The organism is Rhizobium phaseoli, assembly GCF_003985125.1.
Lineage (GTDB): Bacteria > Pseudomonadota > Alphaproteobacteria > Rhizobiales > Rhizobiaceae > Rhizobium > Rhizobium phaseoli.
This window is the reverse complement of the sequence record NZ_ML133569.1, coordinates 126,454-141,770: the sequence shown is the minus strand read 5'-3', so window position 1 is coordinate 141,770 and position 15,317 is coordinate 126,454. Positions and strand designations below refer to the sequence as shown.

The window sequence follows — 15,317 nt, the reverse complement described above, 5'->3', positions numbered from 1 at the left end:
TGATAACAAATGATCGACGCGGTGGGGAGGCCCGATGAACTCCGGGACCGAGAAGCCGCGGCATTGCGGCATTTTTGCAACTTCATGATGAGGTCACGAATGCGCGCAACCGGGCTTGCGGCATCACTTGTCGCGATTGACGCTCATTTCGCCGAAAATGCGGGCAACTTCCTTCTGCAGCTCGGTGTCGGCACCGGTGATCGGGGCAAGCTCGGGATCGCGGCGCGGCAGGTTGGCCGGCTGCGGCGCAGCCGGGCGCGGGGTCTGGTTTGCCGGGGTCGGCACGATGCGCTCCGCCGTCAGGTTGTTCGCCATTTCCTGTTCCAGCACCCGCTGGAAATCACGGCGAACCGCCGCTGCCGATTGCGCAGCCGCTTCGTCATCGAGTGTCGCGGGTGCGGTGCGCGGCACCGGCCTGTCGGGGGCGGAGACCTCTGGATCGATGCGCTGCTGTGGCAGGACCCGCTGGCGGGCGGCGTCAAGGATTTCGGCGGCGCTCGCCGTATCGTGATATGGAGCGGGCTGTGCAACCGGTGGGACAATCGGTTGCTCCGGCGGGCGCGGCTGGAGCGGAGCGGGGCGCGGAGAATGGTCGCGTTCGGCCGACAGCGGAGTTGTCGCGGGTTCCGCCGGAAGCGGGCTGGTGGCCACCGGCGGCGGCACGGCCAGCTGGACCGGCGGTTCGGGGCGAGGGCGCGGCTCCGGCGCGGCTGGGGCCGCGAAGACGGGCTCGGCGGCAGGCTCGCTACGGGCGGCAAGCGGCGGACGGCTTACGGAAACGGGCGGTGTTTCAGGGCGCGGGACGATTGCTGGCCGCTCCCCGGCCGGCTCGGGCCGTCTGACGCTTTCGGTCTGTTCGGCCGCCTCGGCCAGGATGCGGCTTTCGATGACGATGTCGGTCGGACCGCCGATCATGATCAGATGTTCGACGTCGTCGCGGCGCACCAGCACCAGCCGGCGGCGGGTATCGACGGCTGCCGCATCCAGCACCTGCAGGCGGGGCTGACGGTTGCGGCCGCCGCGCACGAAGGGCGAGGGGGCGCGGCTTCGGATCAGCCAGAGCGCCAGAATGAGCAGGAGAAGCGCCAGGCCGACGCCACCGGCCGCAAGCAGGAAACGGCTGCCGTAAGCTCCTACAAGATCATCGAACATAGTCACTCACTCCATTTCGCATTCGGCACATATTGACGACTTTTCCGTTCCTTAAACAAGGGCCGAAGGTCCTGTCCAGTGACGCAGGAAGGCGATCTCCTATTGTGCCGGATGACGGCTGCCGGCTTGCGCACGGGCAGCAGCGGCGGCTTCCGAGGCAGATGGCGCGCTAGCCTGTGAATTCAAGCAGTCTTGCCGGTGACCGGTGTTTTTGCCGGCGTGGCAAATTGCTAAGAAGGAAAGAGTGCCTGATTCCTGCTTCGTGTTCGTGCTATGAAATGGGAAGGGCTTATGCGAGGAATACATGACGAAACCGCGTCAGGCCGACGATTATAACGCACCGCTTGTGGATCGTGGGGGGCGTTCTGGCACGGTTTTGCGGATTCTCCTGTTGGCGCTCGTGCTGATCGCGGCAGCCGGTGCCTTCGTCGTCTTCAAAAGATCTCTCGACAACGAGATGGTGCTTGGCGGCCTCGGCGTGCTCGCCATGGTCGGGATCTTCTTCCTGGTCTCTTCGGTCATCGGCTTCATCGAGGTGATGCCGCAGCACCAGTCCGACAGCCTGGCGCGCGCCTTTCTCAACAGCCACCCGGATGGGACGCTGATCACCGACGACAAGGGCCGGATCATCTATGCGAACGCTGCCTACGGCGCTCTGACCGGGGCGCGCAAGGCGACCGAAGTCCAGACGCTCGAAACGCTGCTGTCGCGCCATCGCGAGTCCAACGAGGCGCTCTATCGGCTGGTCAATGGTCTGCGCGAGGGCAAGGAAGGCCGCGAGGAATTCCGGCTGCTGCGCGCCGTCGGACCCGGCTCCAACAACTCGGGCGCGCATTGGTATCGGCTGAAGGCGCGGCTGCTGCATCAGGAGGACAATAGCGGCAAGCCGCTGCAGATCTGGCAGATCACCGACATCACCGCCGAACGCGACGATCAGGAGCGATTCTTCAAGGAGCTGCAGAACGCGATCGACTATCTCGATCACGCGCCCGCCGGCTTTTTCTCCGCCGGCCGGAAGGGCGAAATCTTCTACCTGAATGCCACGCTTGCCGAGTGGCTGGGCCTCGACCTGACCAAGTTCCTGCCGGGCTCGATGTCGATCGGCGATTTGGTGGCGGGCGAGGGGCTGGCACTGATCCAGTCGGTGCAGGCCGAACCCGGCTTGAAGAAGACGGTGACGCTCGATCTCGACCTGCGCAAGACCAACGGTCAGAGCCTGCCGGTGCAGATCATTCACAGCGTCACTTCGATGCGCGACGGCGCGCCCGGCGAAAGCCGGACGATCGTGCTCGCGCGCGAAAAGAGCAGCGAGAGCGGCCAGTCCGCTTCGGCCGCCGCCATGCGCTTCACTCGCTTCTTCAACAACACGCCGATGGCGATCGCCTCGGTCGATGGCGAGGGGCGCATTCTGCGCACCAATGCGCCGTTCCTGAAACTGTTTTCCGGGGTCGTGTCGCGCGACGATCTCGAGAAATCCCCCTCGCTCGAAACCATCGTGCAGGAGAGCGACCGGCCGCAGCTGGCCGCGGCGCTGGCGGCGGCGAAGGACCGGCAGGGCGACATCGCGCCGCTCGACACCCGCACGCCGACCGACGAGGCGCGCTATTTCCGCTTTTATGTCAATGCGGTCATCGATCAGAGCGACGAGGCGCCGGAGGAGGCGGCAATCGTCTATGCTGTCGAGGTGACCGAGCAGAAGGCGCTGGAAGCGCAGATGGCGCAGACGCAGAAGATGAACGCAGTCGGAACGCTTGCCGGCGGCATCGCGCACGACTTCAACAACGTGCTGACAGCGATCCTGCTGTCGTCCGACCATCTGCTGCTGCAGGCACGTCCTTCCGATGCGAGCTTCGCCGACCTGATGGAGATCAAGCGCAACGCCAACCGCGCCGCTGTGCTGGTGCGTCAGTTGCTTGCCTTCTCGCGCAAGCAGACGATGCGGCCCTCGGTGTTGAACCTGACGGATGTGGTCGGCGACCTGCGCATGCTGGTCGACCGGCTGCTCTCCGGCACCAATGTCAAACTCGACGTGCAATATGGCCGGGATCTCTGGCCCGTCAAAACCGACCTGTCGCAGTTCGAGCAGGTGCTGATCAATCTCTGCGTCAATGCGCGCGATGCGATGCCGGAGGGCGGCACGCTGACGCTGCGGACGCGAAACCTGACGGCTGCCGAGGTCTCCGCTTTCAACTATTCCTACATGCCGGCCGAGGACATGGTGCTGGTCGAGGTCACCGATACCGGCACCGGCATCGCGCCTGACATCATGGACAAGATCTTCGAACCCTTCTTCACCACCAAGGATGTCGGCAAAGGCACCGGGCTTGGTCTCGCCATGGTCTACGGCATCGTCAAGCAGTCGGGCGGTTACATCCAGCCGGAATCCGAAGTGGGTAAAGGCACGACCTTCCGCGTCTTCCTGCCGCGCCATATCCCCGAGCCGGCGGTTGCCGCCGAAGCCGGGGCGATCGACAGCGCCATTGCCGCAGTCGGCACGCCGCCCGAGGCCCCCGCCGCGCAGCAGCCCGAGGACCTGACCGGATCTGCCGTCGTCCTGCTCGTCGAAGACGAGGAGGCGGTGCGCCGTGGCGGCAAGCGAATGCTGGAAACGCGCGGCTACACCGTTCATGAGGCGGGCTCGGGCGTCGAGGCGCTGAGCATCATGGAAGAGCTTGAGGGCAAGGTCGACATCGTCGTTTCCGACGTCGTCATGCCGGAAATGGACGGCCCGACGCTGCTGCGTGAGCTGCGCAAGACCTATCCCGACCTGAAATTCATCTTCGTCTCCGGTTACGCCGAGGACGCCTTCGCCCGCAACCTGCCGCCGGATGCGAAATTCGGGTTCCTGCCGAAGCCGTTTTCACTCAAGCAGCTCGCTGTGGTCGTGAAGGAGACGCTGGATAGTTAGCAGCTCGGCCATGAATCCATCAACTCGAGCGGCTGAGAGCGGGGGAGCGGGCTGGACGACCTCGTGTGAGCCCATCCATGCGCTCCCTCTTGATCCTCAAGCAGAGCGGTCCTACAAGATAGACTATGGCAACACACCTCTGATTGGCCGCGCCTTGCGGCATTGAACGAAGCGCAGTCCTCCACGACACCGCGGGGCCACTGCCACGTGTCAAACCAAGATCAGAGATTTTCCTATGCTCACGCTCTACCTCACCTGCGGTCTTCCCGGTTCAGGGAAGACGTCGCTCGCCAAGATTATCGAACATGAAGCATCTGCCCTCCGTCTGACCGGAGACGACTGGATGCACAAGCTCTACCCCGGTATTTCCACTCCAGAAGCCGAAACCGGGCCGTGCCGAGGTCGAGTCGAGAGCTTACAATGGCAGATCGCTCTGCGTGCTATCGGGCTTCAGTGTAACGTTGTCGTGGATTGGGGCGTGTGGTCACGGGCAGAACGCGACGTCTGCCGGAATGAAGCTCGAGCGGCCGGCGCTCGGGTCGTTCTCTGCTTCCTCGACATTCCCTTTGATGAGCTCTGGGACCGGGTCTCCCGACGAAACGCCGAGCTTCCAGTCGGCGCGTTCGACATCTCGCGGCCGGACCTGCTTAGGTGGTCCAAGCTGTTTGAGCCGCCGACCGCTGAGGAGTTAGCGCTTTACGATCGGCAAACCCAGCAAGCCAGTACCGCCTCCACGTGACACGCCATCCCCCTGGCCTGCCACCCATCTCCCCAACAGGTGGCGGAGCGGGAGGAGCAAGCCTCTTGTCGATCTCCCGATTTGTGGAGATGGCCGGCAGCCCAAGAGGGGTGCCTCACGGCAGAACAATTGTTGCGGGACGGGCCGGCGACGCCGATGATTACCCGAGCGCCACGGCAATCTCTGCCGCCAGTCGCGCATTGTTCTCGACAAGCGCTATATTCGTCTTCAGGCTCTGGCCGTCCGTGAGGTCAAAAATCGTCGAGAGCAGATAGGGTGTCACCGCCTTGCCGGTCACTTCGTCGCGCTCGGCGCTGTCCAGGGCGCGCTCGATATAGATCTCCATCTCTTCGCGCGGGATCTCGTCGGCTTCCGGCACCGGATTGGCGATCAGCATGCCGCCGTCGATGCCGAACTGTTCGCGTGTCGCCTGGAAATTGGCGATGGCCGCCGGGCTGTTCAGCGACAGCGGGCTGCGAAGCCCCGAGGAACGCGACCAGAAAGCCGGGAATTCTTCGTTCTCATAGGTGACGACGGGCACACCGCGGGTTTCCAGCACTTCCAACGTCTTCGGAATGTCGAGGATCGCCTTGGCGCCGGCGCAGACGACGATGACGCCGGTGCGGGCCAGTTCCTCGAGATCGGCCGAGATATCGAAGCTTTCCTCGGCGCCGCGGTGCACGCCGCCGATGCCGCCTGTCGCAAAGACGCGGATGCCGGCGCGCGCCGCCGCGATCATCGTCGCTGCGACCGTGGTGGCGCCGGTGCGGCGCTCGGCGATCGCAAAGGCGAGATCGGCGCGCGACACCTTCATCACATCGGTCGCCTTGGCGAGCTGCTCCAGTTCGGCTGCTTCGAGACCGACATGCAGTGTGCCGTGAATGACGGCGATCGTTGCAGGGACGGCACCCTGTTCGCGAATGATCGCCTCGACGCTGCGGGCCATCTCGATATTGCCGGGATAGGGCATGCCGTGCGTGATGATGGTCGATTCCAGCGCCACCAGCGGCGCGCCGCGCTGCTTGGCGCTGGCGACTTCCTTGGAATAGGCGATCGGCAGAAGAGGGGAGATGGGCTGGGTCATGATCTTGTCCTGTCCTCGATCGAGCCTGATGCCGAATCTGTCAGCGGTTTTCCGACGACATCATGCTCAACTATTTCATTTGGTCGCTTCAATGCAGAATTCTGATCTGGGGAACAAGGGCAAGCGCCTCATTCAGCAGATCCGGCGTCAGATTTTCGTTGACGGCGTGCGGCGACTGCACAGTCAGCGCTGCTGCCGCGGTGCCGTGGCGGATGGCTTGCTCGAGCGGCAGGCCATGCAGCAAGGCAGCGATCGTGCCGGCGGCAAGGGAATCGCCGGCGCCGGTGACATCGGCCAGGGTCTCGGCGATCGGCGGCTGCAGCGTCACGGCGCGGTCGCCGCAAAGCGCGACGAGCTCGCGGCGGCCGCGGGTGACGACGGCGCTCCGGATGCCGATCTCGTTCAGAAGCGGCGGCCAGCCGCCGGCGTCGTCCGGCCGTTCCCCGGCAAGGGCGGCGGCTTCGGCCTCGTTCATGAACAGGTAGTCGATATCCGCGATGCAGGGTTTCAGCCTGACGACCTTCGCGGGCGAAATGGCGATCGCCGCGACGGGTTTGGCCAGCGACCGTGCCTTGGCGACGATTGCCGCGATCGTCTCTTCCGGCAGATTGGCATCGAAAAGGATGAGATCATGCGCGGCGAAAGCCTCGCGCACCCAGCGGATCGAGAGGCGCCGCGGCACGAAGAAGCGGTAGAGATCCATGTCGGCGAGGGCGATCACCAGGTTGCCGTCCTTCTCGATGATCGCGGTGTAGCTCGGTGTCTTGCGGTCGAGGAAAACGAAGGGCCGGTCGTCGATGCCAGCGAAATCGGCGGCTTCGCCGACCATCTCGCCGATGGGATCTCCGCCGCGCGGCGAAATCATCGTCACCTGAAAACCGAGCCTTGCGAGGTTGCGCGCCGCATTGAAGCCGCCGCCGCCCGGCTCCTCGAACCAGGTGCCGGGATTGCTGGCGCCCGGTGCCGTCTCCCCGGAAATGCGGCCGCGCCGGTCGATATGGGCGCCGCCGAGAACAAGAATCTTCTTTTTCATTTCAACCGCCTTCCGATCCCGAAGCGCGAATCGGCACCGTGCCTTCTGGCGGCAAGGCCGGCGCCTCTGCCTTAAGCCGTTGCTTTGCATCGATAAAACAAATATAGAACACGCGCTGTTTTACCTTTTTCTTTCAATCGTTTGATCGCCTATTGCGAGAGTGGAACAAATAGGGTACAAACTCGACATTGCTTGGGCGGCTTCAATAACCTAAAGGTGGATCAGATGTCTCAGAATTCATTGCGGCTGGTAGAGGACAAATCGGTGGACAAAAGCAAGGCGCTTGAAGCGGCACTCTCACAGATTGAGCGGTCGTTCGGCAAGGGCTCGATCATGAAACTCGGTTCCAACGAGAACGTCATCGAAATCGAGACGATTTCGACGGGTTCGCTGGGGCTCGATATCGCGCTTGGCGTCGGCGGCCTGCCGAAGGGCCGCATCATCGAAATCTACGGGCCGGAAAGTTCGGGCAAGACGACGCTGGCGCTGCAGACCATCGCGGAATCGCAGAAGAAGGGCGGCATCTGCGCCTTTGTCGACGCCGAACATGCGCTCGATCCGGTCTATGCCCGCAAGCTTGGTGTCGATCTCCAGAACCTTCTGATCTCGCAGCCCGATACCGGCGAGCAGGCGCTTGAGATTACCGATACGCTGGTGCGCTCCGGCGCCGTCGACGTTCTGGTCGTCGACTCGGTCGCCGCACTGACGCCGCGTGCCGAAATCGAAGGTGAGATGGGCGACAGCCTTCCCGGCTTGCAGGCACGCCTGATGAGCCAGGCGCTGCGCAAGCTGACCGCCTCGATCTCCAAGTCGAATACGATGGTGATCTTCATCAACCAGATCCGCATGAAGATCGGCGTCATGTTCGGTTCGCCGGAAACGACGACGGGCGGCAATGCGCTGAAATTCTATGCCTCCGTGCGCCTCGACATCCGCCGCATCGGCTCGGTCAAGGAGCGCGAAGAGGTGATCGGCAACCAGACCCGCGTCAAGGTCGTCAAGAACAAGATGGCGCCTCCCTTCAAGCAGGTCGAATTCGACATCATGTATGGCGAAGGCGTATCGAAGACCGGCGAACTCGTCGATCTCGGCGTCAAGGCCGGCATCGTCGAAAAGTCGGGCGCCTGGTTTTCCTATAACAGCCAGCGTCTCGGCCAGGGCCGCGAAAACGCCAAGACCTTCCTGCGCGACAATCCGGATCTCGCCCGTGAGATCGAGCTGGCGTTGCGCCAGAATGCCGGTCTCATCGCCGACCGCTTCCTGCAGAACGGCGGACCGGATGCAGACGACGGCGATGCCGCCGCGGACATGTAATTTCCGCGTTTGAATGCATCGACCATTCCAACCGGCCGCATTCCTGATGAGAATGCGGCCGGTTTCGTTTGTCGGCTGGACAGTGGCGGAGGCGAACGTTAAAAGCCGATGGATTTGTATTATCTGCCTCCGGCAGCATTGAAGGGCATAGAATGAGCGGCGTGAACGATATCCGGTCGACCTTCCTCGACTATTTCAAGAAGAACGGCCACGAGATCGTTCCGTCGAGCCCGCTCGTGCCGCGCAACGACCCGACGCTGATGTTCACCAATGCCGGCATGGTGCAGTTCAAGAACGTCTTTACCGGCTTGGAAAAGCGCCCCTATTCCACGGCAACGACCTCGCAGAAATGCGTGCGCGCCGGCGGGAAGCATAACGATCTCGACAATGTCGGCTATACTGCGCGCCACCTGACCTTCTTCGAAATGCTCGGCAACTTCTCCTTTGGCGACTATTTCAAGGAGAACGCCATCGAGCTTGCCTGGAAGCTGGTGACCGAGGGTTTCGGCCTGCCGAAGCATCGCCTACTGGTGACCGTCTATTCCGAAGACGAGGAGGCGGCGACGCTGTGGAAGAAGATCGCCGGTTTTTCCGACGACAAGATCATCCGCATCCCGACCTCCGACAATTTCTGGCAGATGGGCGACACCGGCCCCTGCGGTCCGTGCTCTGAGATCTTCATCGACCAGGGTGAGAATGTCTGGGGCGGCCCTCCCGGCTCGGCGGAAGAAGACGGCGACCGGTTCCTCGAGTTCTGGAATCTCGTCTTCATGCAGTTCGAGCAAATCGAGCCGGGCGTTCGCAACCCGCTGCCGCGTCCGTCGATCGATACCGGCATGGGCCTGGAGCGCATGGCCTGCATTCTCCAGGGCGTCCAGAGCGTCTTCGACACAGATTTGTTCCGCACGCTGACCGGCGCCATCGAAGATGCCGTCGGCGTCAAGGCCGAGGGCAGTGCCAGCCATCGCGTCATCGCCGATCACCTGCGCTCTTCAGCTTTCCTGATCGCTGACGGCGTGCTGCCGTCGAATGAAGGCCGCGGTTATGTGCTGCGCCGTATCATGCGCCGCGCCATGCGTCATGCCCAGCTTCTCGGCGCCAAGGAGCCGCTGATCTACAAGTTGCTGCCGACGCTGGTGCAGCAGATGGGCCGGGCTTATCCGGAGCTTGTGCGCGCCGAAGCGTTGATCTCCGAGACGCTGAAGCTCGAGGAAAACCGATTCCGCAAGACGCTGGAGCGCGGCCTGTCGCTTCTGTCCGATGCGACTGCCGACCTTTCCAAAGGCGATATGCTGGATGGCGAGACGGCTTTCAAACTCTACGACACCTACGGCTTCCCGCTCGACCTGACGCAGGACGCCCTTCGCGCTCGCGAGATCGGCGTCGATATCTCCGGCTTCACCGATGCGATGCAGCGCCAGAAGGCCGAAGCCCGCTCGCACTGGGCCGGTTCCGGCGAGAAGGCGACCGAAACCGTCTGGTTTGAGCTTCGGGAAAAACATGGCGCAACCGAGTTCCTCGGTTACGACACTGAAGCAGCTGAAGGCGTGGTGCAGGCAATCGTCAAGGACGGCGCTGTCGCCGAAGGAGCCAAGGCTGGCGACAAGGTGCAGGTCGTTGTCAACCAGACGCCGTTCTACGGTGAATCCGGTGGTCAGATGGGCGATACCGGCGTCATCTCGTCCGATCACGGCAAGATCGAAATATTTGACACGCAGAAGAAGGGCGAGGGCCTCTTCGTGCATTCTGGCACCGTTGTCGAAGGCGCATTCAAGACGGGCGATGCGGTTGTTCTGACTGTCGATCACGCCCGCCGTTCGCGTTTGCGCGCCAACCATTCGGCGACGCACCTGCTGCATGAGGCGCTGCGCGAAGTGCTCGGCACCCATGTCGCGCAGAAGGGGTCGCTGGTCGCACCGGAGCGTCTGCGCTTCGACGTTTCGCATCCGAAGCCGATGACGGCCGAAGAGCTCAAGATCGTCGAAGAGATGGCAAACGAGATCGTGCTGCAAAATGCGCCGGTCACGACCCGCCTGATGAGTGTCGACGACGCCATTGCCGAGGGCGCCATGGCGCTGTTCGGCGAGAAATACGGCGATGAGGTGCGGGTCGTCTCGATGGGCACTGGCCTTCATGGCGCAAAGAGCAACAAGCCTTATTCGGTCGAGCTTTGCGGCGGCACGCATGTGTCGGCGACCGGCCAGATCGGCCTCGTCCGCATCCTCGGCGAAAGCGCCGTTGGCGCTGGCGTTCGCCGTCTCGAAGCCGTAACCGGTGAATCGGCGCGCGCGTATCTCGCCGAACAGGACGATCGCGTGAAGACCCTCGCGGCCTCGCTGAAGGTTCAGCCGTCGGAAGTTCTGTCGCGCGTCGAGACGCTGATCGACGAGCGCCGCAAGCTCGAAAGGGAACTGGCCGACGCCAAGCGCAAACTCGCCATGGGCGGCGGGCAGGGCGGTTCTGCCGATGCGGTGCGTGAGGTCGCCGGGGTGAAATACCTCGGCAAGGCCGTGGCCGGCGTCGATCCGAAGGATCTTAAGGGGCTCGCCGATGATGGGAAGGCCAGCATCGGCTCTGGCATCGTGACGCTGATCGGTGTGTCCGAAGATGGCAAGGCGAGCGCCGTGGTCGCGGTGACGCCCGATCTCGTGGATCGTTTCAGCGCTGTCGATCTGGTACGCGTCGCCTCGGCAGCTCTCGGCGGCAAGGGCGGCGGTGGCCGTCCTGACATGGCGCAGGCCGGCGGCCCGGATGGCGCCAAGGCTGATGAGGCGCTTGAGGCTGTTGCAGCGGCACTCGCAGGCTGATCGCCCAGTCCGAGAACTGTATGAAATGAGAACCGGCTGCGAGATTTTCAGATTTCGCAGCCGGTTGTTTTCAGCGCGGCTGCGGCGGTCAGTTTCTCGTCTGCAGCGCGAGACGGCAGGCAAGCCCGGTAAACACCGTTGCGAGCATATATCGCGGCAGTTTCGGGAAACGGCACACGGAGCTAAGCCGTGAACAGATCTGGCCTCCGAGAAGGATGACGGTTCCATTCACGACGAAGCCGATGGCGTTCAGGATGGTGGCCAGTACCAGCATTTGCATGACCATCGAGCCACTCTCGGTATTCAAGAATTGCGGGAATAGCGCCATTACGAAGAGCGCCATCTTCGGATTGAGCAGGTTGGTGGCAAGGCCGGCGAAAAGAATGCGCCGACCCGAGAGCCTCTTTACCGTGGAAGCAGGCGCGAAGACGGCGCCTTCCGAACGAATCGTCTTGTAGGCGAGATAGAGGAGATAGCAGCAGCCGGCCCACCTGACGGCGTCATAGGCGACAGGGACGGTCAGGAAGAGCTGCGAGAGCCCGAAAGCCGCAGCAAGGGCGTGGCAATAAGTGCCGAGCGCAATACCTGCATAGGTCAAAAATCCGGCAGAGCGTCCCTGGCTGATGCTGCGCGAAGCAATCAGCAGCATGTCGGGACCGGGCGTGGCGGTCAGGGTCAGCGCCGCAGCGGCAAAGAGTATCAATGTTGAAAAGTCCGGCATCAGTCTTCCTCTTGGGTTCGAGCCGGAATTCCGGTCTATGAGGGATTCGCCGCGGGTTCAAGTCAGCAGGATTTGTCAAATCTGGATATGGTTCTCTCCAGTCGATCGATTTGCGTAAGGCTTTGACATGAACGGCGAAACGGCATGGGCGCTTTATGAAACCCGTCTGCGGCGGGTTTCGGCCTATATTCACGACCACCTCGACGAGGAGCTGGATATGGAGCGCCTGGCCGGCATTGCCTGCCTGTCGAGCTATCACTGGCACAGGATCTACCGGGCGATCTATGGCGAGACGCTGGCGGCTACCGTCAAGCGGCTCAGGCTGCATCGGGCGGCGGGCGAGATCGTCCGCACGGAGCTTGCCGTCAGTGAGATTGCGAAGCGATCAGGCTATCCCAATTTCCAATCCTTCAATCGCATCTTCAAGTCGGTCTACGGCATGCCGCCGGCCCGCTACCGGAAAGAGGGAAGCCACGCCGCCTTCCAACCCTCACCTGACGGAAAGACCAAAGCCATGTTCGACGTTACCATACGCGAGATCGCGCCGACCGAGCTGATCGGTGTTGCCCATCGCGGTCCCTATATGCAGATCGGCAAAGCCTTCGAGACATTGTTCGGCACGCTTTACGCCCGCGGCCTCGCCAGGCCGGACATGCGGATGATCGGTCTCTATCTCGACGATCCCGATATCGTGCCGGCCGAACAGCTGCGCTCGATCGCTTGTGTGACCGGCTCCGCCGAGGTTTCGGCGGAAGCGCCGTTCGAGCGGCGCAGGATCGACGGCGGCGACTATGCCGTGCTGCGCCACAAAGGCCCCTATGCCGACATGCACAAGGCCTATCAGTGGCTCTATGCGGAATGGCTGCCCAAATCAGGGCGGCAGTTGAAGGACAGCGTCATGTTCGAGGAATATCTCAACAACCCGCGCGAAGTGCCGCCAACCGAGCTTCTGACGGAAATCCACATGCCGCTTGTCTGACATCGTCCGGGGACGCGGCTGAGATGCCGCGTCCTCCATAGCTCTTTGTTTACGCATGTCGTTATCAAACGCTCAGGCGGCCTGCATCCTCTCGCCGGCCTCGTCGTCCAGGGCTTTGGCGCGCTTGCCGGCCGGACGCTCGCTGATGCGGCCGAAATAATCGACGAAGGCCTGGCGTTTCTCGATGCTGCCGAACGCGAGCCCCCAGCCGATATGGGAACCGACATAGACGTCGGCGGCAGTGAAGCGTTCGCCGGCGAGGTAGGTCGAGCCGGACACAGCCTTTTCAAGCGTGTTCATGACGTCGCCGAAACTGCCGCAGCCGGCCATGCGCAGGCGCTCCGCGGGAATTTCGAAGCCGAGTGCCTTCATCGTCACCGCCGATTCCAACGGGCCGGCGGCAAAGAACATCCAGCGGTAATAGGCGGCGCGCTCTTCCGGTTCGGGGGCCAGCCCCTTTTCCGGGAAGGTCTCGGCGAGGTAGGCGCAGATTGCCGCGCATTCGGTGACCACGGTGGTGCCGTGGCGGATCGCCGGCACCTTGCCCATCGGATTGACCGAGAGATATTCGGGCGCCTTCATGGTTTCGCCGAAGGTCATGAGTTCGGTGCGATAGGGTTGACCGATTTCCTCCAGCATCCAGCGCGCAATGCGGCCGCGTGACATGGGGTTTGTGTAGAATACCAATTCTTCGGTCAAGACATCCTCCTGCTGTTGCCGTTATCTCAGGCATTGCTGTCGCCGGAATCAATAGCGCGGCGAGGCCTTTGTGCAAGGGCGATCTTCAGAGAGCTTTGCGATACTGGATGAAGCCTGAGCGGTCGGCGATCTTGTCGTAAAGCCGCCGCGCCGTGGCATTCGTTTCGTGCGTCATCCAGTAGAGCCTGCCTGCGCCGTTGGCGCGCGCCAGATCGGCGACCGCATCGATCAGGGCGGCACCGGTGCCGAGGCCGCGCTGGCTGTTTTCGACATAAAGATCCTGCAGATAGCAGGTCCATTGCGGCAGCCAGCAGGAGCGGTGGAAGATGGCATGGACGATGCCGACGAGACTGCCGTCTTCGCCGAAGGCGCCGAGCGCATGCATCGGTTCGTCGGGATCGTGGAAGCGGGCCCAGGTCAGATCCGTGGTTTCGGGCGGGATGACCACTTCGTAGAAGCGCTGGTACGCTTCCCACAGGGGTTCCCAGGCGGCGCGGTCGGAGGGTTCAAGCGGTCGCAGGATGGCCGTCATCTGCTGTTCTCCTAAAATAAAAACGGCGGGGAAATCCCCGCCGTTTCAATGCTATCCGGAAGGGCTGGCTTACGCCATGGCCTTCTGCAGGTTCTGGTCGATCTTGTCGAGGAAGGCGGTGGTCGAGAGCCACGGCTGATCAGGGCCGATCAACAGCGCCAGATCCTTGGTCATGAAGCCGGATTCGACGGTGTCGACGCAGACCTTTTCCAGCGTCGAAGCGAACTTCGCAAGGGCGGCATTGTCGTCGAGCTTGGCGCGATGGGCGAGGCCACGGGTCCAGGCGAAGATCGAGGCGATCGAGTTCGTCGAAGTTTCCTGGCCCTTCTGGTGCTGGCGGTAGTGGCGGGTGACGGTGCCGTGGGCGGCTTCCGCTTCGACCGTCTTGCCATCCGGGGTCAGCAGAACCGAGGTCATCAGGCCGAGCGAGCCGAAGCCCTGGGCAACGGTATCGGACTGGACGTCGCCGTCATAGTTCTTGCAGGCCCAGACGTAGCCGCCCGACCACTTGAGCGCCGAGGCGACCATGTCGTCGATCAGGCGGTGTTCGTAGGTGATGCCGGCTTCCTTGAACTGATCCTTGAATTCGGTCTCGTAGACTTCCTCGAAGATGTCCTTGAAGCGGCCGTCATAGGCCTTGAGGATGGTGTTCTTGGTCGACAGGTATACCGGCCACTTGCGCATCAGGCCGTACATCATCGAGGCGCGGGCGAATTCGCGGATCGACTCGTCGAGGTTGTACATGGCCATTGCAACGCCGGCGCCCGGCGCGTTGAAGACTTCCTTCTCGATGACGGTGCCGTCTTCGCCGACGAACTTGATCGTCAGCTTGCCCTTACCGGGGAATTTGAAGTCGGTGGCGCGGTACTGGTCGCCGAAAGCATGACGGCCGACGACGATCGGCTGCGTCCAGCCGGGAACGAGGCGCGGAACGTTGCGGCAGATGATCGGCTCGCGGAAGATGACGCCGCCGAGGATGTTGCGGATCGTGCCGTTCGGGCTCTTCCACATTTCCTTGAGGTTGAATTCCTTGACGCGGGCTTCATCCGGCGTGATCGTCGCGCACTTGATGCCGACGCCGTACTTCTTGATGGCGTTGGCGGCGTCGACGGTCACCTGGTCGTTGGTGGCGTCGCGGTTTTCGACCGAGAGGTCGTAGTAGTCGATGTCGAGGTCGAGATACGGATGGATCAGCTTATCCTTGATGAGCTGCCAGATGATGCGCGTCATTTCATCGCCGTCGAGATCGGCGACGGGATTGGCGACCTTGATCTTGTTCATGTATCTGCCTCGTTCGAGCTTGAAGGGGGACAAACGTCCCGGGTGGGTGACGTGATGAGGAGCGCTAT

The 15,317-nt window shown here is 62.5% G+C and carries 12 protein-coding genes; 5 read left to right on the top strand and 7 right to left on the bottom strand.

Going from position 1 to position 15,317, the window contains the following annotated elements; genetic code table 11:
* Window positions 1-123: 123 nt before the first annotated feature.
* A complete protein-coding gene (locus tag EFD56_RS10620; protein ID WP_184337048.1) occupies window positions 124-1,152 on the bottom strand; it encodes a flagellar biosynthetic protein FliO in 1,029 nt (342 codons plus the stop codon).
* A 304-nt stretch (window positions 1,153-1,456) separates the two neighbouring features.
* Between EFD56_RS10620 and cckA the strand changes: the two genes are divergently transcribed.
* Both cckA and EFD56_RS10610 read left to right on the top strand, forming a co-directional pair.
* Complete coding sequence (gene cckA / locus EFD56_RS10615; RefSeq protein WP_126905200.1) at window positions 1,457-4,060, top strand: cell cycle histidine kinase CckA; 2,604 nt, start codon at window positions 1,457-1,459, stop codon at window positions 4,058-4,060.
* Between the two features lie 235 nt (window positions 4,061-4,295).
* Window positions 4,296-4,799: a P-loop nucleotide/nucleoside kinase family protein gene (locus EFD56_RS10610; RefSeq protein WP_126905199.1), complete on the top strand. Its 504-nt coding sequence runs from the start codon at window positions 4,296-4,298 to the stop codon at window positions 4,797-4,799.
* A gap of 160 nt (window positions 4,800-4,959) precedes the next feature.
* On the opposite strand, the gene EFD56_RS10605 is transcribed toward EFD56_RS10610, so the two are convergent.
* Entirely contained in the window at window positions 4,960-5,883 is a 924-nt protein-coding gene (locus EFD56_RS10605; protein WP_085742603.1) for a pseudouridine-5'-phosphate glycosidase, read from the bottom strand.
* 88 nt (window positions 5,884-5,971) lie between these two features.
* Complete coding sequence (locus EFD56_RS10600; RefSeq protein ID WP_064825318.1) at window positions 5,972-6,916, bottom strand: carbohydrate kinase family protein; 945 nt, start codon at window positions 6,914-6,916, stop codon at window positions 5,972-5,974.
* A gap of 225 nt (window positions 6,917-7,141) precedes the next feature.
* On the opposite strand from EFD56_RS10600, the gene recA reads away from it, so the two are divergent.
* The gene (recA, locus tag EFD56_RS10595) at window positions 7,142-8,230 is read left to right on the top strand and encodes a recombinase RecA (protein WP_004676193.1); all 1,089 of its coding nucleotides are present in this window, start codon (window positions 7,142-7,144) and stop codon (window positions 8,228-8,230) included.
* Between the two features lie 152 nt (window positions 8,231-8,382).
* Window positions 8,383-11,037 carry an alanine--tRNA ligase gene (alaS, locus tag EFD56_RS10590; protein WP_085742602.1) on the top strand — a complete coding sequence of 885 codons (2,655 nt, stop codon included), beginning with the start codon at window positions 8,383-8,385 and terminating at the stop codon, window positions 11,035-11,037.
* An 88-nt stretch (window positions 11,038-11,125) separates the two neighbouring features.
* On the opposite strand, the gene EFD56_RS10585 is transcribed toward alaS, so the two are convergent.
* A complete protein-coding gene (locus tag EFD56_RS10585; protein WP_064834928.1) occupies window positions 11,126-11,758 on the bottom strand; it encodes a LysE family translocator in 633 nt (210 codons plus the stop codon).
* Window positions 11,759-11,885: 127 nt separating this feature from the next.
* Here EFD56_RS10585 and EFD56_RS10580 point away from each other — a divergent pair, with 127 nt between their 5' ends.
* On the top strand, window positions 11,886-12,737 hold the full coding sequence (locus EFD56_RS10580) for an AraC family transcriptional regulator (protein WP_010003181.1): 852 nt from the start codon (window positions 11,886-11,888) through the stop codon (window positions 12,735-12,737).
* A gap of 72 nt (window positions 12,738-12,809) precedes the next feature.
* Here the strand turns inward: EFD56_RS10580 and EFD56_RS10575 are convergent, their stop codons facing one another.
* From EFD56_RS10575 to EFD56_RS10565, 3 genes are all read right to left on the bottom strand, one after another.
* Window positions 12,810-13,436 (bottom strand): glutathione S-transferase family protein, encoded by a 627-nt coding sequence (locus tag EFD56_RS10575; protein WP_010003180.1) that lies wholly within the window; start codon window positions 13,434-13,436, stop codon window positions 12,810-12,812.
* 85 nt (window positions 13,437-13,521) lie between these two features.
* Window positions 13,522-13,968 (bottom strand): GNAT family N-acetyltransferase, encoded by a 447-nt coding sequence (locus EFD56_RS10570; protein WP_004676198.1) that lies wholly within the window; start codon window positions 13,966-13,968, stop codon window positions 13,522-13,524.
* A gap of 69 nt (window positions 13,969-14,037) precedes the next feature.
* On the bottom strand, window positions 14,038-15,249 hold the full coding sequence (locus EFD56_RS10565; RefSeq protein ID WP_004676199.1) for an NADP-dependent isocitrate dehydrogenase: 1,212 nt from the start codon (window positions 15,247-15,249) through the stop codon (window positions 14,038-14,040).
* Window positions 15,250-15,317: the final 68 nt, after the last annotated feature.

Excerpts from the sequence above, each read along its gene's own strand:
- EFD56_RS10570 (WP_004676198.1), bottom strand. The coding sequence starts at position 13,968 with ATGACGGCCATCCTGCGACCGCTTGAACCCTCCGACCGCGCCGCCTGG.
- EFD56_RS10565 (WP_004676199.1), bottom strand. The coding sequence starts at position 15,249 with ATGAACAAGATCAAGGTCGCCAATCCCGTCGCCGATCTCGACGGCGAT.
- EFD56_RS10580 (WP_010003181.1), top strand. The coding sequence starts at position 11,886 with ATGAACGGCGAAACGGCATGGGCGCTTTATGAAACCCGTCTGCGGCGG.
- recA (WP_004676193.1), top strand. The coding sequence starts at position 7,142 with ATGTCTCAGAATTCATTGCGGCTGGTAGAGGACAAATCGGTGGACAAA.
- alaS (WP_085742602.1), top strand. The coding sequence starts at position 8,383 with ATGAGCGGCGTGAACGATATCCGGTCGACCTTCCTCGACTATTTCAAG.
- EFD56_RS10620 (WP_184337048.1), bottom strand. The coding sequence starts at position 1,152 with ATGTTCGATGATCTTGTAGGAGCTTACGGCAGCCGTTTCCTGCTTGCG.
- EFD56_RS10600 (WP_064825318.1), bottom strand. The coding sequence starts at position 6,916 with ATGAAAAAGAAGATTCTTGTTCTCGGCGGCGCCCATATCGACCGGCGC.
- cckA (WP_126905200.1), top strand. The coding sequence starts at position 1,457 with ATGACGAAACCGCGTCAGGCCGACGATTATAACGCACCGCTTGTGGAT.
- EFD56_RS10585 (WP_064834928.1), bottom strand. The coding sequence starts at position 11,758 with ATGCCGGACTTTTCAACATTGATACTCTTTGCCGCTGCGGCGCTGACC.
- EFD56_RS10605 (WP_085742603.1), bottom strand. The coding sequence starts at position 5,883 with ATGACCCAGCCCATCTCCCCTCTTCTGCCGATCGCCTATTCCAAGGAA.
- EFD56_RS10610 (WP_126905199.1), top strand. The coding sequence starts at position 4,296 with ATGCTCACGCTCTACCTCACCTGCGGTCTTCCCGGTTCAGGGAAGACG.